The organism is Acidovorax sp. SUPP3334 (genome assembly GCF_030159055.1).
Taxonomy (GTDB): Bacteria; Pseudomonadota; Gammaproteobacteria; order Burkholderiales; family Burkholderiaceae_C; genus Paracidovorax.
The window spans coordinates 122753-144914 of sequence record NZ_BQXQ01000003.1 but is presented as its reverse complement, the minus strand read 5'-3'; the positions used below and the strand labels follow the sequence as shown (position 1 = coordinate 144914).

Here is a 22162-nt window from a genome sequence, read left to right as displayed (position 1 = left end):
GGTGCCGGAGCGGTCAGGCTTCGTGGTCCGGGCAGGTGGACGGATGCGCGCCCTGGAACGCCGGCAGCGACATCGCGGCCTCCCAGGCGGCCATGGTGAGCGGCAGCCCTTCCAGATCCACCCGGAAGCGCTGGGCGTTGAAGATCTGCGGCACCAGGCAGCAGTCGGCCAGCGTGGGCGTATCGCCCCAGCAGAACTGCGACGGCGCGAGCCCGGCAATCGCCCGCTCCTGTGCCAGCAGGTGGAGCTGGCGCTCGAAGGCGGCCAGGCCGTTGCGCGTCCAGTGGTGGTACCAGGCGGTCTTGGCGTCTTCGCTCTGCTGCAGTTCCTGTGTCAGGTACTTGAGCACGCGCAGGTTGTTGATGGGGTGGATCTCGCACGCGATCATCTGCGCCAGCGCCCGCACCTGGGCACGGCCGAGCGGGTCGGCGGGCAGGAGGGGCGGCTCGGGATGGGTTTCGTCCAGGTATTCGATGATGGCCAGCGATTGCGCCAGCGTGTGGCCGTCGTCGGTGACCAGGGCCGGCAAGAGGGGATCGCCCAGCTTGTCCGCGTAGGCGGGCTGGCGGTGCTCGGCGCGCACCAGGTGCACGGGCACGTAGTCGTAAGGCAAGCCCTTGAGCCCCAGCGCGATGCGCACGCGGTACGAGGACGACGAACGGAAGTAGTTGAACAGCTTCATGGTTCAGCGAGCATAACGCCGCTCCACCGGGGACAGCGACCGCCCCGGCACCATGGCACACTGCCGGTTTGCGCGCGGGCGCGGCCCCGCACGGCCCCGCACGGCCCCGCATTGCGCGCAGTCCCCTTCCGAAGAAAGGCAGACATGAGCTATGTGATTCCTCCCGCCGCCGTGGCCAGCGTGCCCGTGGTGGGCACCACCGACCGCTTCCCCGTCCACCGCATCTACTGCGTGGGCCGCAATTACGAAGAACACGCCAGGGAAATGGGCTTCACCGGCCGCGAGCCACCCTTCTTCTTCATGAAGCCCGCCGATGCCCTGGTCGTCGTCGATGCCGGCAAGACCGGCTCGCTGCCCTACCCCACGCTCACCGCCAACCTGCACCACGAGATCGAACTGGTGGTGGCCATCGGCAAGGGCGGCAAAAGCATCGCGGCGGCCGACGCGCTCCAGCACGTGTACGGCTATGCCGTGGGCCTGGACATGACGCGCCGCGACCTGCAAAACGACATGAAGAAACAGGGCCGCCCCTGGGAGATCGGCAAGGCGTTCGAACACAGCGCCCCCATCGGCCCCATCACGCCGGCAGCGCAGGCGGGCGATGTGCAAAAGGCCGCGATCTGGCTGCAGGTGAACGGTACCGACCGCCAGCGCAGCAACGTCTCGCAACTGATCTGGAACATCGCCGAAACCATCGAACATCTGTCGGCCGCGTGGGAGCTGCAACCCGGTGACCTGATCTATACGGGTACGCCCGAAGGCGTCGCGGCCGTGGTGCGCGGCGACTCGCTCGAAGGCGGCGTGGACGGCCTGGGCACGCTGCGCGTGAGCGTGGCCTGAGCTGATCCTGCCTGCGCCGCCTGCTGCCCGCCGTCGCTTCGGTGCAGGTGGTGTCGGTGGTGTCGGTGGTGCCCACCGCAACGGGCAGGCAGGCCAGGCCTCCAACGCTTTGTGCTTCATTTCTTCTTGAAAACCGAATGACCCTCCGCAGCCCCATCAAGCACTGCCGCGAATGCGGGACGGCCGTGGTGTACCGCATTCCCGACGACGGCGACACCAAGCCGCGCGCCGTCTGCCCGGCCTGCCACACCATCCATTACGAGAACCCGCTGAACGTCGTCGGCACCGTGCCCGTGTGGCGCGACCAGGTGCTGCTGTGCCGCCGCGCCATCGAGCCGCGCCGGGGCAAGTGGACCCTGCCCGCCGGCTTCATGGAGCTGAACGAAACCACCGCGCAGGGCGCCGAGCGCGAAACCGATGAAGAGGCGGGCGCGCAGATCCAGATGGGCCCGCTGTTCAGCCTGCTGAACGTGCGGCACGTGGGACAGGTCCATTTCTTCTACCTGGCCAAGCTGCTGAGCGACGAGTTCAATCCCGGCTACGAAACCCTCGAAGCGCGCCTGTTCGGCGAAGACGACATTCCCTGGGACGAGATCGCCTTTCGCACCGTGAAGACCACGCTGGAGCGCTTTTTCGCCGATCGCAGGACGGGGCAGTTCGGGCTGCACTGCGTGGACATCGACTGACCGGCCCGATCCGCGCCGGCCCACGAAAAAGGGCATGAAGCACCCCCAGGTGCCACATGCCCTCTTCCCTGTGCTTTTTCGCCCGGCCACCCCACGGCCCTTGGCCGTGCGGCGCAACCGGGCGTTCGTTCACATCCCGCCGATCCGCATCACTTCAGCCACTTGTCGGCCGACTGCTTGAGCGTTCCGCGGGCCTCCAGCAGGCCCCAGACGAACCCCATCACGCGCGAATAATCGGCGTCGTCCTTGGGCAGCATGAAGCCCAGCGTGTTGGTGGGGGTGAGCGGCGCATCGACGAAGGCGGCCGTCAGGCGCGGATCGGCCTTGGCGTAGTACAGCGCTTCGTAGGTTTCGGTGATCATCACGTCGCCCTTGCCCTCGGCGATGAGCGCCGGAATCTCGGCATTCTTTTCATGGGTGCTGACCTGTGCGGCGGTCAGGTTCTGCAGCACGAAGGTTTCGTTGGTGCCGCCGGGGTTCTTGATGACGCGCACGGACGACTTGTTCAGGTCTTGCAGCGTCTTGTACTGGGCCTTGTCCGCCGTGCGCACCAGCGCCACCTTGCCGAAAGGCGCATAGCCGGGGAGCATTTCGATCTGGCGAATGCGCGTCACGTTGCGGGTGATGCCGCCCACGGCCACGTCGAACTTGTCGGCCTGCAGATCCTTCATGAGGTTGGGCCAGCTCGTCGCCACATATTCGACCTTGACACCCATCTCCTTGGCCATGAGTTCGATCACGTCGATGTCATGCCCGCTGTAGCCGCCATCGGTCTTGATGGCGAAGGGCCGGTAGTCGCCCGGCGTGCCCACGCGCAGCACCTTGCCCTCCATGATCTTGTCCAGCCGGGGCCCTGCATGGGCGGCGGTCAGAAGCGACAGGCAGATCACGGCGCCAGCGGTGACCAGGGAACGCATTTTTCGAGCAATCATGGCAAGGTATCCAGAGGTTGAAGGGAGAGGATCGCAACGGCGCGCCGGCCTTTGCTCCGGCCCCAAACGCACCGCTGGCAAGCATAGCGGAGTGTTTGCGGGCGCGAAGCACCGGGGCGTGGAAAGCGCTGCATGTCCGTTGCAGGCTTCGTGCCGACCCGCACGCCTGGCTTTCGCAGTTGCAGAACCCATGCACGAATACGAATGGCCGAAAGCGCCGGAACCTCAGGGCTTGGATTCGATGAAGAACGGCAAGCCGCCCCCGGCAGAAGCAGGCGCCGCCGGTGTGGGCGCACCGCCCCCGGGGGCATTCGCGCCCGGCGACCCGCCGAACTGGGCGCCTTGCGGTACAGCCTGAGCAGGCGATGCCGCACCGGGCGCCGACTGCTGGCCGCCGAAGGCCGCGCCGGAAGGCGACCCTGACGGCGCGCTCTCGTCCATCGGCGCCGTGGCAGGCGGTGCCTCGGGCGTCGCGTTCTGCAATGGCACGAGCGGCGCTTCGCTGATCTCGGGCGCTTGGGGAAGGCCCAGGGGCGCAGAAGCGTCCGATGCGGGGCGCACCGGCACCGGCACATCGCTGCCGGGCGGCACGGGCGGGGCATCGGCGGCCGGGCCGGTGCGGCGGCCGAACAGGTCATAAACCCAGTTGCGCATGCCGCCCACGGCGTTGTCCACCCAGCCGCCCTTTTCCTCTTCGTCGATGAACCGCTCGCGCGTGTCGATCACCTTGGTTCGCAGGGCTTGCTGGAACACCTCGCCCACCATGGGCAGCGCGCTGTGGGCGCCCTGCCCCCAGTAGTCGCTGCGCAGGGTGATGCGCCCGTCGTTGAAGCCGACCCAGGCCCCGGCCACGAGCTGCGGGTGCATCAGGATGAACCAGCCATCGGTGTTGTCCTGCGTGGTGCCGGTCTTGCCGGCCACGTCGGCCGTGATGCCGTAGCGCGTGCGGATCGCGGCGCCCGTGCCCTTGTCGATCACGCCGCGCATCGCGTCGCGCAGCATCTGCACGGCGGCAAGGCCTGCGGCGCGCTCGGGATCGGCGGGCGCGAAGTCTTGCAGCACCTTGCCGTTCTTGTCTTCGATGCGGGTGATGACGATGGGCGCGCGGTACTGCCCGCCATTGGCGATGGTGCCGTAGGCCGCCACCATTTCCTTCAGCGTGACGGGGCTGGTGCCCAGGGCGAGCGAAGGCACCACGTCCAGCTTGGACTCGCGCACGCCCATGGCACGGGCCAGTTGCGCCACGCGTTCGGGGCCGACCTTCTGCATGACCTGCGCGGTGATGGTGTTCTTGGAAAACGCCAGGCCATCGGCCAGGGTCATGGCTTCGTTGCTGGGCGGGCCTTCGTCCGTCGGGCGCCAGACCTGCCGGCCGCCCAGGGGAATCTCGACGGCCTCGTCCATCAGCGTGTCGGTGGGCAGCAGGCCGTTGGCGAACGCGGCGCCATAGACGAACGGCTTGAACGTGGAGCCGGGCTGGCGGCGCGCGGCCTGCACATGGTCGAACGGGTCAATGGCGAAATCCCGGCTGCCGACCCAGGCGCGCACCTCGCCGGTGCGTGGGTCCACGGCGAGAAAGCCCGCCTGCACCCGCGTCTTTTGCTGGCGCAGCAGGCGCATGAACGACGCGTCGTCCAGCAACTCTTTCAGGGCATCGTCCGGCGTGGCGCCTTTGGCCACGGCCGATTCGTACTGGGGCGATTCACGCACCAGGGCCTGCACGAGCGGGCCTTTGGGATTCCAGGCGTTGCGTGACGCCCAGGCGCTGTCGGCCACGCCCTGCAACTGCCTGCCCTGGCGGGCGACCGCCTGATTGGCGAGCGTCTGCAGGCGCGCATCGATGGTGGTGCGAATCACCAGGCCATCGGCATACAGGCTGTAGCCGTTGCGGTCGGCCCAGTCGATGAGCTGCTTGCGCAGCTGCTGCGCAAGGTGCGGTGCGGGGCCAGCCGTCTCCAGCTGGCGCTCGAAGCGGATGCGCAGGGGCCGCTGCGACAGCGCGTCGTACTGTTCAGCGGAGAGCTTGCCGCGCTTTTTCATCTGCGACAGCACGGTATTGCGCCGCGCCTGCGCACGTTCGGGGTTCAGCACCGGGTTGTAGTAGCTCGTGCCCTTGAGCATGCCGATGAGCGTGGCGCTTTCCAGCACCGTGAGCTTGTCGGCCGACTTGTCGAAGTAGGTGCGCGCGGCCATCTCGATGCCGTAGGCGTTGTACAGAAACGGCACGGTGTTCAGGTAGGTCTCCAGGATTTCGTCCTTGGAGTAAAGCGCCTCGATCTTGAGCGCCGTGATCGCCTCTTTCAGCTTGCGGTTGAGCGTGGGCGCACGGCCGATGTCCTCGGGATAGAGATTGCGCGCCAGTTGCTGCGTGATGGTGGAGCCGCCTTGCTTGTCGCCCCCCAGCGTGCGGATCACCGCGGAGCCGGTGCGGCGCCAGTCCAGGCCGAAATGGTCGTAGAAACGATGGTCCTCGGTGGCGATGAGCGCGTCTTTCACCGACGGGGCGATGCTCTCCAGGGGCACCCATTCGCGGTTGACCCATTTGTATTCGGCCAAAAGCCGCCCGTCCGCCGAGACGAGCTGCGCCGGCTGGTCGGTCTTGGCCTTGCGAATGTCGCTGATGGCCGGGGTGAACGGAACCAGGGCCAGCACGTACAGCAGCAGGGCCAGGGGCATGGCCAGCAGCGCCCAGACCACCGCGCGGCGGGACCGCAGGTGGCGGGCGGCGAAGGCCCAGGTGCGGGCCAGCGGCGGCGCGACGTGGCCCCGCCACGCGGCCGTCAGGCGCGCGCGCAGGAAAGCAAGCACAGGGGGCATCGGGGGCTTAATGGTCAAAAAGGGCTCATGCCCTAGGTTTATCTGCCTTGCAAGCTATCAAAAGCATAGCAATCGGCGCCATGGTGATCGCGCAGGCGTTCACGCGCCCTGCCGCCCCAGCAGGGCCAGCATGCCGGCCTCGTCGAGCACGGGCACGCCCAGCTCCTGGGCCTTCACCAGCTTGCTGCCGGCCTCCTCGCCGGCGACGACGTAGCTGGTCTTCTTGCTGACCGAGCCCGCCACCTTGGCGCCGGCCGCCTCCAGCAGGTCCTTGGCCTCGTCGCGGCTCAGGGTGGGCAAGGTGCCGGTGAGCACGATGGTCTGGCCGGCCAGGGGCAGCACGGCCCGCTCGGCCGGCGCGCCCTCGGGCCAGGCGACGCCGCAGGCGCGCAATTGCTCGACGACCTCGCGGTTGTGCGGCTGGTCGAAGAAGGTGCGGATGGCCTCGGCCACGATGGGGCCCACGTCGTTCACCTCCAGCAATTGCTCCACGCTGGCGTCCATGATCGCGTCCAGGCCGCCGAAATGGCGCGCCAGGTCCTTGGCGGTGGCCTCGCCGATGTGCCGAATGCCCAGGCCGAACAGAAAGCGCGGCAAGGTGGTCTGCTTGGATTTCTCCAACGCCGCCAGCACGTTCTGCGCGGATTTTTCCGCCATGCGCTCCAGGCCGCTGAGCGCGGTCAGGCCCAATCGGTACAGATCGGGCAAGGTGCGGATGACCTGGCCTTCGACCAGCTGGTCCACCAGCTTGTCGCCCAGGCCCTCGATGTCCATCGCGCGGCGCGCGGCGAAGTGCAGGATGGCTTCCTTGCGCTGGGCGGCGCAGAACAGGCCGCCCGAGCAGCGGTGGTTGACCTCGCCCTTTTCGCGCACCACGGTGCTGCCGCAGATGGGGCACTGCCGGGGCATGCGGAAATTGGGCACGTACGGATCGCGTGGCGTTATCGGCACCACCACGGGCGCCTCGCCGCCCGCGCCAGCACCCGTGCTGTCGGCCAGATCGACCAGATCCACCAGCGCATCGGTCGCAGCAGCCGCTGCGGTCTCCGCCGCAGCCCGGCCTTGGCCGGCCGGCTTGGGGGCCGGCATGGCCGCGCCCAGCGCGGGCGGCACGACGGCCACGACCTCGGGAATCACATCGCCCGCGCGCCGCACGATCACCTGGTCGCCGACGCGCGCCTTCTTGCGGCGCAGCTCGAACAGGTTGTGCAGCGTGGCATTGGTGACGGTGACACCGCCCACGAACACCGGCGCCAGCCGCGCCACGGGCGTGAGCTTGCCGGTGCGGCCCACCTGCACGTCGATGCCGTCCATGCGCGTGACCATCTCCTGCGCCGGGTACTTGTGCGCCACGGCCCAGCGCGGCTCGCGCGTGACGAAGCCCAACTGGCGCTGCAGGTCCAGGCGGTTGACCTTGTAGACCACGCCGTCGATGTCGTAGGGCAACTGGTCGCGCGAGGCGCCGACGGCCTGGTGGAAGGCGATGAGTTCATCCGCCCCGTGCGCCACGCGCACCTGCGCCGCCACGGGGAGCCCCCAAGCCTTCAGCGTCTGCAGCATGTCGTAGTGCGTGCGGAAGTCGGGGCCGCCCTCGCCGGCCGGCGTGATGTCGCCCAGGCCATAAGCAAAGAAGCTCAAGGGGCGCTTGGCCGAGATGCCCGAGTCGAGCTGCCGCACCGCGCCCGCGGCCGCGTTGCGCGGGTTCACGAAGGTCTTGCCGCCGGCTTCGCGCTGGCGTTCGTTGAGCTGGTCGAAGTCGTCGCGGCGCATGTACACCTCGCCCCGCACCTCCAGCACCGCGGGGGCGCCATTCTTCTTGTCCGTGGACAGCGTGAGCGGGATCTGGCGGATGGCGCGCACGTTGTGCGTCACGTCTTCGCCCACTTCGCCGTCGCCGCGCGTGGCGGCCTGCACCAGCCGGCCGTTTTCGTAGCGCAGGCTCATGGCCAGGCCATCGAACTTGGGCTCGGCCACGTATTCGACGGGAGCGTCGGCATCGGTGAGCTTCAGCTCCCGCCGCACGCGGGCATCGAAGGTGCGAGCGCCGCTGGCTTCGGTATCGGTCTCGGTGCGGATGCTGAGCATCGGCACGCGGTGGCGCACGGGCGCCAGGCCCTCCATCACGGCGCCGATCACACGCTGGGTGGGCGAATCGGGCGTGAGCAGTTCGGGGTGCGCGGCCTCCAGCGCCTGCAGGGCCTGGAACGCGCGGTCGTATTCGGCATCCGGCACGGTGGGCTCGTCCAGCACGTAGTACTGGTGCGCCCAGCGGTTGAGCTGGGCGCGCAGCGCGTCGATGGCCTCGGCAGGTTGCAGGGGCAGCGCGCCGGCTGCGGAAGGTTTGGAATCAGTCACCACGGATGGAACCCAGAAAAGTAGGAGGCTCCTGCACGTTCACAGGAATGGTGGCGGGCATGGCGCGCTGCAGGAAATCGACGACCCGCGCATCGAGCCGACCGAACCCGGGGCGCACCTCGATGGGCTCGCCCGTATGGCGCTCGAACACGTAGCTGCGCTGGCCTGGCGTGCCCTTGACCACGATGGCCCGGACGTCTGCCAGCGGCACCCGCACGTGGCCGGGGCGCACGTTCTGGGGCAGGCTCAGGAAGACTTCCGAACCGTCGATGCGCACCAGGGGCTTGCCCATGCGGCCGAATTGGCGCCGGGCACGCCAACCGGCGATGGCGGGGGCGATGAACAGTCCTAGATAGAACAGGCCAAAGTAGTTGAACCGGCCGACGGTCCGATACTGCCACAGCGTAACGCCCGCGACCGTCAGGCAGCCGATCGCCGGCAGCCACCGGTCCAGGACGGCGTTCGATGGGCGGAAAAGCCCCTGGGGTGTTTCCACCACCGGGGGAAACAGCACGTGCCACCAGCGCATGGGAGGTCCTTTCGGTCCGAAATGACCGGCCACTCAGCTGAACAGGCGGCGCGCCAGCAGCGAGCCGGCCGACAGTTCGCGGCTGTCCAGCTTGTCGTACAGCAGTTCCAGGTCGGCGGCGATGGGGTCCATGGTCATGGCCGGCAGCGGGGTGCCGTTCTGGTCGCACAGCACGCCGTCCATCGCCTCGCCCAGGGTGGCCGCCACTTCGCGCAGGCGGGCGAAGGGCTGCTCGGAGCGGTGCACCTGGGCCACGTCCAGGCTCAGGGTGATGTCGCGGATGGCCGATTGCTCGGGGTCGTCGGACAGCGCGAACTGCGTGTCGTACGCGAGGGTGAGCACCGGCGGCACGCCCGGGCCGCTGGCAGGCAGCACGAGGCGGCCGGGTATGGCGCCTGCGGTGAAGCCCAGTCGCACGGCGTTCTGCTGCACGTAGCCGGGGCTCCAGGCCGCATGGCGAGCGCGCAGCACGAAGGCCAGTTGCGCGTCGTGGTCGCTGGCGAACTGGTCCAGTTCGCGGGCGCGTGCCACCTCGTGCAACATGTCGGGAAAGTCGGCCGCGGCATTGACGGCATCGGCAAAGCCCTGGGCCTTGACGACGAACTCCGAAAACTCGATCTCGTTGAGCGCGCCCACCCGGTTGGCCAGTTGCACGCCGGCCTGGAAATGGCTGTAGCGCTGCCCTGCCACCGGGGTTTCCCACTGCTGGGTCGTTTCGTTGAAGCCTTCGATCGCGAACGCCTTGCTGCCCGCGCGGCGCGTGGGCGGCAGGGCCGCCAGGGCCGCATCGCCCGAGACGAGCTGCTCGGCCACCAGCGGCGCGATGGCGTCGATCAGCGGGTCCAGCCCGCCGCGGCGCTCGGCCGGGGGTACGGGCAGCTGCATCGCATCGCGCAGGTCCACCGTGTGGCCCTCGAAGGACGGATCTGTACCGCTGCCGCTTCCGCCACCACCCCCCATGCCTTCAGGGCTTTCGACCGATGCGCCGCTGGCGTCGAACGCCGGTTCCTGGCGCAGCGCGGGCTCGGCCGCGCCGTCGGGCTCGGGCGGTTTCGCGCGCTTGGGGGCATTGCGGTGGGCGGACCAGGCGTTGAAGGCGACGATGGCCGCCAGGACGACGCCGCCCGCGATGATGAGGCCGAGTTGGAAGTTGCTCATGGTGAAAAAACGTGCGGCTTCTGGGGTTCAGGCATCGGCCATGGACAGCGCGGATTCCATGTCCACGGCCACGATACGCGACACGCCCTGCTCCTGCATGGTCACGCCGATCAGTTGTTCGGCCATTTCCATGGCGATCTTGTTGTGGCTGATGAAAAGGAACTGCGTGCCGCTGCTCATGCTCGACACGAGCTTGGCATAGCGTTCGGTGTTGGCATCGTCCAGCGGCGCATCCACTTCGTCCAGCAGGCAGAACGGCGCGGGGTTGAGCTGGAAGATGGCGAAGACGAGCGCGATGGCGGTCAGGGCCTTCTCCCCGCCGGACAGCAGGTGGATGGTCTGGTTCTTCTTGCCCGGCGGCTGCGCCATCACCTGCACGCCGGAGTCGAGAATCTCGTCGCCGGTGATGATGAGGCGGGCATTGCCGCCACCGAACAGTTCGGGGAACATGCGGCCGAAATGGCCGTTGACGGCATCGAAGGTGCCCGAAAGCAGGTCGCGCGTTTCGGCGTCGATCTTGCGGATCGCGTCCTCCAGCGTGGTCATGGCCTCGGTCAGGTCGGCGGTCTGCGAATCGAGAAACGTCTTGCGCTCGCGCGCGAGGTTCAGTTCTTCGAGCGCGGCGAGGTTCACCGCGCCCAGCGCCGTGATCTCGCGGTGCAGGCGGTCGATCTCGCTTTGCAGGCCGGCCGCGCGCACGCCGCCGGCTTCGATGGACTGCGCCACGGCCTCCAGATCGGCCTGCGCATCCGCCAGCAGCGTGGTGTATTGCTCCAGGCCCAGCCGCGCGGCCTGCTCCTTCAGCTGGAACTCGGTGATGCGGGCGCGCAGCGGGTCGAGCGCGCGTTCCAGCTGCATGCGGCGCTCGTCGCTCGCGCGCAGCTTGGCGGTGAGGTCGTCGTATTCGCTGCGCTGGGCGCCCAGGGCCTTTTCGCGCTCCATCTTGAGGTCCAGCGCCTGCTGCAGGCCGCCCTGCGCCGCGGCGTCGGACAGGCGCGCCATCTCGTCGCGGGCGCGTTGCTGCTCATCGGCGAGGGCGCGCGTCTGGCTGCCGGCCGTGTCGAGCGTGCGGGCCAGTTCGGCGCGGCGGGCCTCCAGGCTGCGGCGCGAAAACGTGGCTTCTTGCGCCTGACGCTCCAGGCTGCGCTGCTGCTCACGGCTCTCGGCCAGCTTGCGCTCGGCCGCGATCACGCGCTCGTCCAGCTGGGCATGGCGCTCTTGGCTGTCGGCCAATTGCATGTCGAGTTCTTCGAAGCGCGCCTCGGCCGTCACGCGGCGCTCCTGCAGGTCGGCAAGCTGCGCCTCGACCTCGGCCAGGTCGGCGCCGATCTGCTCGCTGCGCGCGCGGGCCTGGTCGGCCAACTGGGTCAGGCGCAGCGTTTCCACCTGCAGTTCATGGGCGCGGCTTTGCGCCTCGCTGGCTTCGCGGCGCGCAGCCACGAGGCGCTGCGAGGCGTCGGCATAGGCCGACTCGGCGCGCACCAGCGCCGTGCGCGACTCGTCGCTGATGAGGGCCTGGGCGCGCAGTTCCTTTTCGAGGTGTTCGATCTCCTGCGCGCGGGCCAGCAGGCCGGACTGTTCGGAGTCCTGGGCATAAAAGCTCACGCTGTGCGCGCTCACCGCATGGCCCGTGGGCACATAGACCACTTCCCCGGGCTGCAGCGCCGGGCGGCGGTTCAGGGCCTCGTCGAGCGTTTGCGCGGTGTAGCAACCCTGGAGCCAATCGGTCAGCACGGCGCGCAGGCCGGCATCGTTCAACCGAAGCAGATCGGACAGGCGCGTGGCCGCGCCGGTGGGCTCGGGGATGCCGGCAGGCGGCGCGCTGTAGAAGGCCAGCCGGGCCGGGGGCGCGTCGTTGCCGCCCGCGCCGAGAAAGCCGCGCACGCTATCGAGCCGGCTGACTTCGAGCGCGCCCAGGCGCTCGCGCAGGGCCGCTTCCAGGGCGTTCTCCCAGCCGGGCTCGATGTGGATGCGGCTCCACAGGCCCTGCAATCCATCCAGGCCGTGCCGGGCGAGCCAGGGCTGCAGCTTGGCCGACGTCTTGACCTTCTCCTGCAAGGCCTTCAAGGCCTCCATGCGCGCGGAGAGATCGGCCTGGCGGGCGCTCTCCACGTTCACGGCCTGCTGGCGCGTGCGGCGGTCTTCGTCCAGTTGCGGCACGGATTCCTGGAGTTCGCCCAGCCGCGCCTCGGACATTTCGGCGCCCTCGCGCGCCGCTTCGAGCTGCTCGCGCAGGTTGACCAGGCGGGCCTCGTCGGGCGCGGCCAGGGCGTTGCGGTCGGTGCGAAGGCGTTCATGGCGGGCGTCGAGCTGGCGGCTTTGCTCGTCGATGCTGCGCTGCTCGGCGGCCAGCACGCCGATCTGCTGCTGCACCTGCACCACGGCGCCACGCTGCTCGTTGGCACGCTGCTGGCTTTGCCGCAGCGCCTCTTCCAGGTCGGGCAGCTGCATGGCCTGTTCCTCGACCTGGGCGGCCAGCAGTTCGGCGCGCTCGTCGGCGTCCACGCCGGCACCGGCGAGGTTCTCCATCTCGGCCTCGGCCTCTTCCTTGCGGGCGGACCACTGGGCGATCTGCTCGGCCAGCTGGCCAAGGCGCAATTCGACGCGCTGGCGGCCCTCGACCACGTAGCGGATCTCGGCCTCCAGCCGGCCCACTTCGGCCGTGGCCTCGTAGAGCTTGCCCTGCGCCTGGTTGACATGGTCGCCCGCGGCGTAATGCGCCTGGCGGATGGTTTCGAGGTCGGATTCGACCGAGCGCAGGTCGGCCATGCGCGATTCGAGGTCGTTCACGGCCTGCAGGCCATCGGCCCGCACCTTGGCCTGGTCGGCCTCGGCGTCGGCACGCTTCAGGAACCACAGCTGGTGCTGCTTGAGGGTGACATCGGCCTGCAGCGCGTTGTAGCGGGCGGCCACCTCGGCCTGCTTTTCCAGGCGCTCCAGGTTGGCGTTCAGCTCGCGCAGGATGTCTTCGACCCGCGTGAGGTTCTCGCGGGTGTCCGACAGGCGGTTTTCCGTCTCGCGGCGGCGTTCCTTGTATTTGGAAACGCCGGCGGCCTCTTCGAGGAACAGGCGCAGTTCCTCGGGACGCGATTCGATGATGCGGCTGATGGTGCCCTGGCCGATGATGGCGTAGGCGCGGGGCCCCAGGCCCGTGCCCAGGAACACGTCCTGCACGTCGCGCCGGCGCACGGGCTGGTTGTTGATGAAGTAGCTGCTGTTGCCGTCCCGCGTGAGCACGCGCTTGACGGCGATCTCGCCGTATTGGTTCCACTGGCCGCCGGCCCGGTGGTCGGCGTTGTCGAAGACCAGTTCCACGCTGGCGCGGCTGGCCTGCTTGCGGCTGGTGGTGCCGCTGAAGATCACGTCCTGCATCGACTCGCCGCGCAGTTCGCTGGCTTTCGACTCGCCCAGCACCCAGCGCACCGCATCCATGATGTTGGACTTGCCGCAGCCGTTCGGACCCACCACGCCCACCAGCTGGCCTGGGAGCATGAAATTGGTGGGCTCGGCGAACGACTTGAAGCCGGCGAGTTTGATGGAGTTGAGACGCACGGGTCTGGGTCTGTCAGCAGGCTGAGGGCATGGGGGTGCGTGAAATGGCGCGGCCGCGCTGCCCCTCGGGAGGCGGCGCGGCCCGAGCCCCGGATGATACCGTGCCGGGGTGGCCGCCCTGCCCCGTGGCGAAGCCCACGGAAGGCGCGCCGGCACTATGAGAGAAATCGGCCTCCAGCGCAATCACCACTAGGGGGATTAGCTATTGAATCAGTAGCACTACCCCGCGCGCGGCGCGAAGGCGATGATCGCCATGCCGGCCAGGGTGACGGCAACGCCCGCCACATCCCACGCCGTGGGGCGCACGCCGTCCACCGCCCACAGCCATCCGATGGCCGCCGCCACATAGACACCGCCATAGGCCGCGTACACCCGCCCGGCCGCGGCCGGGTGCAGTGTGAGCAGCCCGGCGAACAGCGCCAGGCATGCGGCGGCGGGCAGCAGCAGCCACGCGCTCGCACCCTGCCGGAGCCAGAGCCAAGGCAGGTAGCAGCCGACGATTTCGGCCAGCGCGGTGACGGCGTACAGCGCCAGGGTTTTCAACTCGAACACGGGGCGGCTCCTTAAAAAACCGGCGCCGGGGCGATGCCGCCCTGCTCCGGTGGCTGGCCGGCTGGCGGCGTCAGACGATCAGCGGGCTCTGGCCTGCGGCGTGATCGACCACCAGCCGCTCGAACCCGTCCACCGGCAGCGGCGGGCTGAGCAGGTAGCCCTGCCACACATAGCACTGGTTGCGCGCCAGAAAGGCCCGCTGCGCCTCGGTCTCGACCCCTTCGGCAATGACGCGCAGGCCCAGGCTGGTGCCCAGCGCGACGATGGTCCGGGCGATGGCGGCATCGTTGGGGTCGGTGAGCACGTCGCGCACGAAGCTCTGGTCGATCTTGAGTTCGTCCAGCGGCAGGCGCTTCAGATAAGCGAGCGAGGAATAGCCGGTGCCGAAATCGTCCAGCGAGAACCCCACGCCGTAGGCCCGCAGCTGGGCCATCTTGTCGATGGTGTCCTCCACGTCCTGCAGCAGCAGGCTTTCGGTCATCTCCAGCTTGAGGCGGCGGCCATCGGCGCCCGTGCTGGCCAGCGCGGCCAGCACCTGGCCGACGAAGCCGCTCTGGTGAAACTGGCGCGCGCTCACGTTGACCGACAGGCCCAGATGCGCTAGCGCCGGCCGCTGCGCCCACAGGGCGAGCCGCGCGCACGCCGCCTGCAGCACCCATTCGCCCAGGGGCAGGATGAGCCCGGTCTCTTCGGTCAGCGGAATGAAATCGGCCGGCGAGACGAAACCCCGCACGGGGTGGCGCCAGCGCAGCAGCGCCTCGGCGCCGGTGATGTGGCCGTTGTCCATCTGCGGCTGGTAGAACAGTTCGAACTGCCCCTGCGCCAGGCCCTCGCGCAGGTCGGATTCGAGCGCGGCGCGGGCCGCGACCGAAGCCTGCATCTTCGGGTCGTAGAACTGCAGCGTGTTGCGCCCGCCGGCCTTGGCCTGGTACATGGCCAGATCGGCGCGCTGCAGCAGCTCGTCCCCCGTCTCGCGCAGGCCCTGGAAGATCGTCACGCCCATGCTGAGGGTGCTGTGGTGCGACTCGCCCTCCAGCAGGAACGGGCGGCGCAGCGCCGCCAGAATCTTCTGGCCCGTTTCCTCCGCGCGGGCGGCGGCGTCTTCGCGGCTGTCGCCCAGGTCTTCGAGCACCACGACGAACTCGTCGCCCCCGTGGCGGGCCAAGGTGTCTTCGCTTCGCACGCAGTCGCGCAGCCGCAGCGCCACCTGGCGCAGCAGCATGTCGCCGCGCTCGTGGCCCTGCGTTTCGTTCAGCGTCTTGAAGTTGTCCAGGTCCAGCATCAGCACGGCGCCGCAGCGCTGGCTGCGCGTGCTGGCGGCCAGCGCCTGCTGCAGCTGGTCCAGCAGCAAACGGCGGTTGGGCAACTGGGTGAGCGGGTCGTAATAGGCGAGGTAGCGGATCTCTTCTTCGGCCGCCTTGTGCTGGCTCATGTCCACCAGGGTGATGAGCCGGTCGTCACCCAGCAGCACGCCCGCCAGGTCCACCGTGCGGACCTGCCCGCCCTTGCAGGTGATGGTGTGCTCGCGCGGGGCGACGGCGTCGCCATCGCCGGGCGCTTCGGCGCACACCGCCATCCAGTCGGCCACGGCCTGGTCGCGCTCGGCACCATCGGGAAAAGCCAGCCGCCACCAGTCGTCCACGTTCGGGGCATCTTCGGCGGTGTAGCCGCAGATCTGCACGAAACGCTCGTTGCGAAAGCTCACCAGCCCGTCCTTGCGCACCAGGCACACGCCCACCGGCAGGCGGTACAGGATGCCGCGCAGGCGCAGTTCGCTGTCGCGCTGGGCCTCTTCCATCTGTTTGCGCTCGGTGATGTCCTGCACCACGGCAATGGAATGGTTGGAGGGTCTACCCGCCATGCGCATGGGCGACACGGTGATGTCGGTCCAGATGACGCGGCCGTCCTTGTGGAAGTAGCGCTTTTCGTAGCGGAATTCTTCGAGCTGCTCCGAGGCGATCTGCTGCATGAGGGCCTCGCCCGCCGCGAGGTCGTCCGGGTGTGTGATCGACCCGACCGTCTTGGTGGCCAGCTCGGCCTCGGTATAGCCCAGGATGTCGCAGAACTTGCTGTTGGCCCGCACGAAGTGGCGGGTCTGGGCGTCCACCTGCGCCACGCCCACCGCCGCCTGATTGAACAGCGCGCGAAAACGCTCTTCGCTCTCGCGCAGCGCCGACCCTGCGGCGTTGGCATAGCTCATGGCCTGCGTGCGCCTGCGCACCAGCAGGGTGATCAACGCGGCCAGCAACGCCGTCACGACCAGGCCGCCGCCCCCCATGAGCGCGGGCAGCTGCGCTTCGGACCGCGACAGGAAAGGCTGCATGGGCTGAAAGGTCAGCCGCCAGCGCCGGTCGTGCACGAGCAGTTCGCGTTCGTAGCGCTCCACGGCGGGGCGCACGCCGGTTTCGAGGGCGAGCAACGGGCGTTCGGCCACCGGAGGCACATCGCGCACCGAACCGATGTCGCGCACCGACATCGCCACGCCGCGCAGCAGGCCTTCGGACTGGATGGCTTTGACCATGTCGTAAAAGCGTATGGTGGCGGCCACCGAGCCGACGTAGCGGCGCCCGCCGGCCGCACTGTCGTCGAACACCGGAAGGCGGATGACGAAGCCGGCGCGATTCTCGCGCTCTTGCAGCAGATCGAAAGGCTCCGACGCCACCACCTCTGCGGTGTCGCGGCTGTAGCGGATCGAGGCGAGCGTGGCCGGGAGCGAGCCGACGTCCAGCCCCACCACGTATTCATTGCCCAGCAGCGGCCAGACGTAGTCGGCCACGTGGTATTCAGGCCGGTCGCCGGGCGGGCGGATCGCGAAGGCGCCCGGCCCAGGCATGCGGACCGCATCATCAGTCCGCATCCGCGCCTCGAAGGCTTCTTTGTCCGCACGCGGCACATAACGGGTGAACGCCACGTTCTTCACACCGGGATAGTGCTGCGCCAGCCGCAGTTCGCGCGCTGCGCGCTCGAAATCAGCGCGCCCCAGCCGGGGGTTGACCAGGAACAGGCTGCGCAGGCCGACCACCAGTTCGGTGTGCGCGGCGATGCGGGTTTCCAGCGCGCCGGTGAAAGAGCGGGCCTCCTGCGTGAAACGCTCCCGGGTGATGCGCGCGACCGACGCGTTCTGCTGCTGCCACAGCGCCCAACTGGCCGCCGTGCCCACCAGCACGCACAGCAGCCCTGGCAGCCAGGGCCAGCGTTGCAGTCGCAGTGCTTTCGGAAGCGTCATGGTCGAATGGAAAGGTAACCCCAGGCGCGGCGCGGAGATCCGCGCACGATAACCCGCGAGGATAGCCACAATCGGAAGCAGTTTTAACAATCACACTGCTGCCTGTTTGTTTTAGTAACAAATCATGGATGTGTCGTAGCCATCGCCATTCAGAAACCCATCACGGTACAAAGCCGCTGTGTTGGTTGATCGTGGACCATCATCGTCGCCGTTCCTCCTAGAAAGAAATCCCACCATGTTGTATGCCGTGCTCAAGCTCCTTCACGTTTCGTCGCTCATCGTCTGGCTGGGGGGCATGGTGTTCGCGCATTTCTTTCTGCGCCCCGCAGCCCAGTCGCTGGAGCCCGCCCAGCGCGTTGCACTCATGCATGGCGTGCTGCAGCGTTTCCTGAACGCGGTCCTGGTGGCGGTCGTGCTCGTTCTGACCAGCGGGCTCTGGATGATCGGCAACGTGGCCCGCGCCGCTGCGCAGTCGGGTGGCCGCTTCGCCATGCCGCTGTCGTGGACGGTGATGGCCACGCTGGGCATCGTGATGATCGCCCTCTTCGGCCATGTGCGGTTCGCCCTCTTCAAGCGCCTGCAGCGCGCCGTGGCGGCCTCCGACTGGGCGGCGGGCGGCAAGGCGCTGGCCTCGATCCGCACCTGGGTGGGCGTCAACATCGCGCTGGGCGCGGTGATCGTGGCGGTCGTGTTCCTGGTGCGGTAAACACCGGCAGCGCGGCAAACTATTGGCACGCCGCCGACAGTGCCTGGGGCGTCAGCGCCGTTGCCCTGCCGATGAGGTTCCCGCTCAGCTGGGCAAAAACGTAGCCCGCAGCGATTGGGGCAACGAGTGGGCGGACTTAAGGCTCACCTAAGCTGGCACGGCAACCATGCAACCCAGCAGCCCGCATCAATCGATCTCCTCCTCCCTCCTGGGCTGCTTTTACCCGCTTCGGCGGGTTTTCTTTTTTTCGGACGCAGTGGGCTGCTTCGTTCATTCATTAGTCACTCATTCCGCAGCCGGAATCCGTGGTGGCAGAGACCCACGGAACGAGCACCCCCAGCGTTCTCGGGCGCCAGGCCAGTGTCAAAGCGATGCAAAGCGCAGCCCCCGCCATCGCCATCACCCAGACGAGGGAAGCCATCGAGCCATGGTCCACGCCGAGGGACAACGCCAGTGACGCGGCCAATGCGGCCGCGCCTGCCACGCGCAGCAGCGCCACGGTGCGGCGGGGCGGCGGGGATCGGGCATCGCCGAGCACCTGGGCCCAGTGCACGTCCATGGACAGCGCCAGCCATCCCATGCCGGTGACATTGGCCGCCACCGCCGCCAGCAAGAGCAACGCATCAAGCACGGGAAGCCTCCGTCAGGTCCTGGGAAACGCGGGCGGCCGGTGCGGCGGCGCCTTGCGCGCGATGGTGGAGCCGGCGTGCCGCCACCACGGCCAGCAAGGCGCTGGCCAGCAGGGCCAGGTCCATGCCCGCCACGGGCCAGTAGCCGTTGGCGAGGGTGCGCAGCAAGTGGTCACCGGTCGTGGCCCAGTTCAGCAGCACGGCGGCCACTGCCAGCGCGGCGGCGGTCCAGCATTGTTCGGCCCAGGCGGGAGCCATGCGGCCCTGCGCTACCGGGGCCGTGCGCCAGATGCCATGCAGGAAGGCCAGCGCCCACGCACCCCAGAAAATGGATTGCTCCCAGCGCCCCCGCGCGGGCAGATCGGTCGGCAGCAGCCGGTTGCCGATCAGCATGCAGAAGGTGGCGATCAGCATGCCGGTCACGGTGGCCACAGCGAAGGCGTCCACCCACCGCGCGCCGGACACGCCCTGTCTGGCGTGCTGGCGCTTGCGCTTTTCCACGAAGAAGATGAAGCCCGTGGCGATGCACGCGCAGCCCGCCAGGCCGCCCAGCACATACAGCCAGCGCAGCAGCCAGTGACGAAAATGCTGCAGGTGCAGGCCCGTGAGAAAGTTGTTGATGCCGGCCACGGCGGTCGGCGGCGGGTCTTCGCGCAGCACTTCGCCGGTCGCTCCTTTGAAATGAATGCCCTCGCCCGTGAGGGTGACCCGGTCGGTGCCGGCGCGGAACACGCTCACATAGGCATTCGCATCGCCCACGTGCTGCACGTTGAGGTAGCCCACCTCGCCGGCCATGCCTTTGGCGGCCCAGCGGCGCTGGGCCTCGGCCACCATGGCGTCCACCGATGCGAGCGTGCCCGGTGTGCCGGCCCGCTTGGCGGGCAAGCCGGTTTCCATGGCCTCGTGCTGTTCGTGCAGCTCATGCAGCGGATGCAATTGCGTTTCGGTCACGGGAAAGTAGATGCCGCCGAAGATCACCAAGCCCGACAGCGCAAAGATGAAATGGAACGGCAGCGCCACGACGCCGGTCAGGTTGTGCAGGTCGAGGGCGCTGCGCTGCATGTGCTTGCGCGGGCGGAAGGTGAACATCTCGCGGAAGATCTTGCGGTGCATGACCACGCCGCTCACCAGGGCGACCAGCATCATCAGTGCGGCGAAACCCACGATCCAATAACCCAGGTTCTTCCATTCCAGGTGAAGGCTGTAATGCAGCGGGTAGAAGAACCGGCTTCCGATCTTGAGGTGATCGTCCGGCAAGGCACGGCCATTGCGAGGATCGATGGTGCGTGTGCCCCATACCTGATCGTCCGGCAGCTTGGCACCGGGCAACGCAAAGCTGGCGAACAGGCCGAGCACCGGGTCGCGGTGCGTGGTGTAGGCACCCCAGCTGTTCACGATCGGAAAACTCTCGGCCAGCGGGCCGTTCACCCGGCTGCGCGCCGCTTCGATGTTGGCCGCATCGGGCCGCACCATGCTGAGGAAAGCCGGCTGCAGCACTCGGTCGAACGACGGCATGGGCTGGGGCGCGAACCGCGTTTGCGGAATGGCCCAGCGGTCGATCTCACGGTCGAACACCGAGAGCGAACCGAAGAAGAAGACGACCATGAGCACGAAGCCCAGCACCAGGCCGAACCAGGTGTGGAGCCAGGCCATGGTGAGCCGGAAATTCTGGAGCACGGTCAACCGCCTTTCCGCCAACAAGACAACAGGCACGGGCCCACGGCGCGCAGGGCGCCGGCAGCCCGGTGGCGTCAGACCAGCGCCATTTGCACCAGCGATGCCGCACCGGACATCAAGGCACCGCCCCCGGCGAGCACGAGCCAGACGCGCCAGAGCCTGGAATCCGAAAACGCCCACAGAAAGGCGCCCAGGAACACGATGAAACCCACGATGTAGCCCATGGCTTCGGCATCGTGAAAAGGCATGCCCGCCGCGAACAGCAGACCGATGCACAGCCCGACGAATCCCCATGTGAACGCGTAGCCGCCCAGCATGCCGGCCGCGATGCGGGAAACGACATGCAGGCGGGACGCGGCAGTGCTGCCAGCCATCGTTTTACCCATTTCAAAATGCGACTAGTTCTCAATTATGCCTGTGCCGGCGGGGGCCGAAAAGCCGTCTGCAGCACCGGCAGGGGCTTTTCGCAAAGGGGCCGCTTGAAGCGCGCCGCGATAACTCACGAGCGTGCCCTGCGATAAATGACACATGCCCGAGTTTTATTGAGTGCAAGGTAATTGCAGTCGGCGTTCAGTCCGGTCTTTAGAGTGCTTGTGGCGCTTCCTTGACGCTATAGGCCACCCATGCCTTCTTGCAGCAGGCGGGGCAAGGCCAGGACATTCCATGCCTCACCTCGCTGGTCCAAACGGAGAACACTTGCTTGCAAGCATCACTGGGGCATGTGACCGAGCTTTTATGCGGCACCACGTCACACTGACCCGATCCGTCAGGGGTGACTTTGTAAGTAGCACCGCAGCCAACTCGCTCCTTCCCGTAGCACATGGCCTCAGTAGGTGACCCGTCTCGGCTTTGCCTGGTGCGCACTTGTTCCCCGCATTTAGTGCATTTGAAGTTCCAGAAGTTACCGAAGTTGTGCTGGACTTTTGATTTCAATGCGGTTCTCGCTATCACCGCGATCTCGTTGCACTTACTCATAAGTCAGTAACTTAGAGAACACTCTCTTGCGCAGAGCGGCGATCGGTGCTTTCATTGACGGCATGAAAAGAGACGGACGCACCCTGGCCCACAATGTGTTGGAAGAAATGCGCATGCTGGCCGTACAGCGCATGCGCGAAGGAGAGTCGCCAGCATCGGTGGCGGCTTCCTTTGGCATGCACAGGGGCTGGGCCTACAAGTGCAAAGCCGCTGCCAGCGGGCGCGGAAATGGGCTGCGCGCGCTGCGCTCGACCAAAGGCACAGGCCGCCCGCGCAGCCTCACACCCGTGCAGGAGCGCCAGGTTTTTCGCTGGGTCAACGGCAAAAACCCACGTCGGGCTTTCGCGCTGATGCCGTGCATGGCAAGACCTGGGGAGCCAAGGGCCAGACCCCGGTCGTGGAGCGCCCGGGCCAGCGCCAGTCGATCTCGGCGGCCTCAGCCGTCAACTCCAAAGGGGCGTTCTGGTTTGAGACCTACCAGGGAGCGCTTACAGGCGAGTTGTTAGTGCAACTGCTCAAGAACATGATGGCCGAGCGTGAGAAACCCGTGCACTTGGTCGTCGATGGCTTGCCGGCTCACAAGAAGGCCCTCGTCAAGCAATACGTGGCAAGCACGGCGGGCGCATTGACGTTGCACTTCCTGCCCGGCTATGCGCCAGACCTCAATCCAGATGAGCTGGTATGGAGCCACGCCAAGCGCACAGGGGTGGCACGCAGTCCATTGCGAAAGGGGGAGAAGCTCAAGGAGCGTGTGGATGCGCAGTTGCAGTCGGTGGCTGAAGATCCTGCACTCATCAGGTCATTCTTCAGACACCCATCTGTCGCCTATATTTCTGACTTGTGAGT

At 67.7% G+C, this 22162-nt stretch carries 15 protein-coding genes and 1 pseudogene; 4 read left to right on the top strand and 12 right to left on the bottom strand.

The window, feature by feature from the left end; translation table 11 throughout:
• Nucleotides 1-13: 13 nt before the first annotated feature.
• A complete protein-coding gene (gene maiA, locus AVHM3334_RS02450; protein ID WP_284409331.1) occupies nucleotides 14-682 on the bottom strand; it encodes a maleylacetoacetate isomerase in 669 nt (222 codons plus the stop codon).
• A 144-nt stretch (nucleotides 683-826) separates the two neighbouring features.
• Between maiA and AVHM3334_RS02445 the strand changes: the two genes are divergently transcribed.
• Together AVHM3334_RS02445 and AVHM3334_RS02440 are read left to right on the top strand one after the other, a co-directional pair.
• Nucleotides 827-1522: a fumarylacetoacetate hydrolase family protein gene (locus tag AVHM3334_RS02445; RefSeq protein WP_284409329.1), complete on the top strand. Its 696-nt coding sequence runs from the start codon at nucleotides 827-829 to the stop codon at nucleotides 1520-1522.
• Nucleotides 1523-1659: 137 nt separating this feature from the next.
• A complete protein-coding gene (locus tag AVHM3334_RS02440; protein ID WP_284409327.1) occupies nucleotides 1660-2208 on the top strand; it encodes an NUDIX hydrolase in 549 nt (182 codons plus the stop codon).
• A 149-nt stretch (nucleotides 2209-2357) separates the two neighbouring features.
• Here the strand turns inward: AVHM3334_RS02440 and AVHM3334_RS02435 are convergent, their stop codons facing one another.
• The 8 genes from AVHM3334_RS02435 to AVHM3334_RS02400 all read right to left on the bottom strand — a co-directional run bounded on the left by AVHM3334_RS02435 (nucleotide 2358) and on the right by AVHM3334_RS02400 (nucleotide 17329).
• Nucleotides 2358-3140 carry a transporter substrate-binding domain-containing protein gene (locus AVHM3334_RS02435; RefSeq protein WP_502869835.1) on the bottom strand — a complete coding sequence of 261 codons (783 nt, stop codon included), beginning with the start codon at nucleotides 3138-3140 and terminating at the stop codon, nucleotides 2358-2360.
• Nucleotides 3141-3365: 225 nt separating this feature from the next.
• Nucleotides 3366-5957, bottom strand: a complete 2592-nt coding sequence (locus tag AVHM3334_RS02430; RefSeq protein ID WP_502869834.1) for a penicillin-binding protein 1A — start codon at nucleotides 5955-5957, stop codon at nucleotides 3366-3368.
• A gap of 99 nt (nucleotides 5958-6056) precedes the next feature.
• A complete protein-coding gene (ligA, locus tag AVHM3334_RS02425; protein ID WP_284409405.1) occupies nucleotides 6057-8273 on the bottom strand; it encodes an NAD-dependent DNA ligase LigA in 2217 nt (738 codons plus the stop codon).
• Between the two features lie 31 nt (nucleotides 8274-8304).
• Nucleotides 8305-8841: a hypothetical protein gene (locus AVHM3334_RS02420; RefSeq protein WP_284409325.1), complete on the bottom strand. Its 537-nt coding sequence runs from the start codon at nucleotides 8839-8841 to the stop codon at nucleotides 8305-8307.
• A 33-nt stretch (nucleotides 8842-8874) separates the two neighbouring features.
• Nucleotides 8875-9999 (bottom strand): cell division protein FtsZ, encoded by a 1125-nt coding sequence (locus AVHM3334_RS02415; RefSeq protein WP_284409323.1) that lies wholly within the window; start codon nucleotides 9997-9999, stop codon nucleotides 8875-8877.
• A 27-nt stretch (nucleotides 10000-10026) separates the two neighbouring features.
• Nucleotides 10027-13551 (bottom strand): chromosome segregation protein SMC, encoded by a 3525-nt coding sequence (gene smc, locus AVHM3334_RS02410; protein WP_284409321.1) that lies wholly within the window; start codon nucleotides 13549-13551, stop codon nucleotides 10027-10029.
• A 219-nt stretch (nucleotides 13552-13770) separates the two neighbouring features.
• Nucleotides 13771-14103, bottom strand: a complete 333-nt coding sequence (locus tag AVHM3334_RS02405; RefSeq protein WP_284409319.1) for a YnfA family protein — start codon at nucleotides 14101-14103, stop codon at nucleotides 13771-13773.
• Between the two features lie 70 nt (nucleotides 14104-14173).
• Entirely contained in the window at nucleotides 14174-17329 is a 3156-nt protein-coding gene (locus tag AVHM3334_RS02400; RefSeq protein ID WP_284409317.1) for a bifunctional diguanylate cyclase/phosphodiesterase, read from the bottom strand.
• A gap of 235 nt (nucleotides 17330-17564) precedes the next feature.
• Between AVHM3334_RS02400 and AVHM3334_RS02395 the strand changes: the two genes are divergently transcribed.
• Nucleotides 17565-18035: a CopD family protein gene (locus AVHM3334_RS02395; RefSeq protein ID WP_284409315.1), complete on the top strand. Its 471-nt coding sequence runs from the start codon at nucleotides 17565-17567 to the stop codon at nucleotides 18033-18035.
• 277 nt (nucleotides 18036-18312) lie between these two features.
• Here the strand turns inward: AVHM3334_RS02395 and AVHM3334_RS02390 are convergent, their stop codons facing one another.
• The 3 genes from AVHM3334_RS02390 to AVHM3334_RS02380 form a co-directional block, all read right to left on the bottom strand.
• Complete coding sequence (locus tag AVHM3334_RS02390) at nucleotides 18313-18666, bottom strand: DUF3325 domain-containing protein (protein ID WP_284409313.1); 354 nt, start codon at nucleotides 18664-18666, stop codon at nucleotides 18313-18315.
• Complete coding sequence (locus tag AVHM3334_RS02385) at nucleotides 18659-20341, bottom strand: PepSY-associated TM helix domain-containing protein (RefSeq protein ID WP_284409311.1); 1683 nt, start codon at nucleotides 20339-20341, stop codon at nucleotides 18659-18661. Before AVHM3334_RS02385 ends, AVHM3334_RS02390 begins: the two co-directional genes overlap by 8 nt.
• A 74-nt stretch (nucleotides 20342-20415) precedes the next feature.
• The gene (locus tag AVHM3334_RS02380; protein ID WP_284409309.1) at nucleotides 20416-20715 is read right to left on the bottom strand and encodes an iron uptake protein; all 300 of its coding nucleotides are present in this window, start codon (nucleotides 20713-20715) and stop codon (nucleotides 20416-20418) included.
• Between the two features lie 663 nt (nucleotides 20716-21378).
• Here AVHM3334_RS02380 and AVHM3334_RS02375 point away from each other — a divergent pair.
• A pseudogene (locus AVHM3334_RS02375) lies at nucleotides 21379-22160 on the top strand (IS630 family transposase).
• Nucleotides 22161-22162: the final 2 nt, after the last annotated feature.

Bases quoted from the DNA above. Each gene is read 5' to 3' on its own strand.
- maiA (WP_284409331.1), bottom strand. From the start codon at position 682: ATGAAGCTGTTCAACTACTTCCGTTCGTCGTCCTCGTACCGCGTGCGC.
- AVHM3334_RS02445 (WP_284409329.1), top strand. From the start codon at position 827: ATGAGCTATGTGATTCCTCCCGCCGCCGTGGCCAGCGTGCCCGTGGTG.
- AVHM3334_RS02440 (WP_284409327.1), top strand. From the start codon at position 1,660: ATGACCCTCCGCAGCCCCATCAAGCACTGCCGCGAATGCGGGACGGCC.
- AVHM3334_RS02435 (WP_502869835.1), bottom strand. From the start codon at position 3,140: ATGATTGCTCGAAAAATGCGTTCCCTGGTCACCGCTGGCGCCGTGATC.
- AVHM3334_RS02430 (WP_502869834.1), bottom strand. From the start codon at position 5,957: ATGCCCCCTGTGCTTGCTTTCCTGCGCGCGCGCCTGACGGCCGCGTGG.
- AVHM3334_RS02420 (WP_284409325.1), bottom strand. From the start codon at position 8,841: ATGCGCTGGTGGCACGTGCTGTTTCCCCCGGTGGTGGAAACACCCCAG.
- AVHM3334_RS02415 (WP_284409323.1), bottom strand. From the start codon at position 9,999: ATGAGCAACTTCCAACTCGGCCTCATCATCGCGGGCGGCGTCGTCCTG.
- AVHM3334_RS02400 (WP_284409317.1), bottom strand. From the start codon at position 17,329: ATGACGCTTCCGAAAGCACTGCGACTGCAACGCTGGCCCTGGCTGCCA.
- AVHM3334_RS02395 (WP_284409315.1), top strand. From the start codon at position 17,565: ATGTTGTATGCCGTGCTCAAGCTCCTTCACGTTTCGTCGCTCATCGTC.
- AVHM3334_RS02380 (WP_284409309.1), bottom strand. From the start codon at position 20,715: ATGGCTGGCAGCACTGCCGCGTCCCGCCTGCATGTCGTTTCCCGCATC.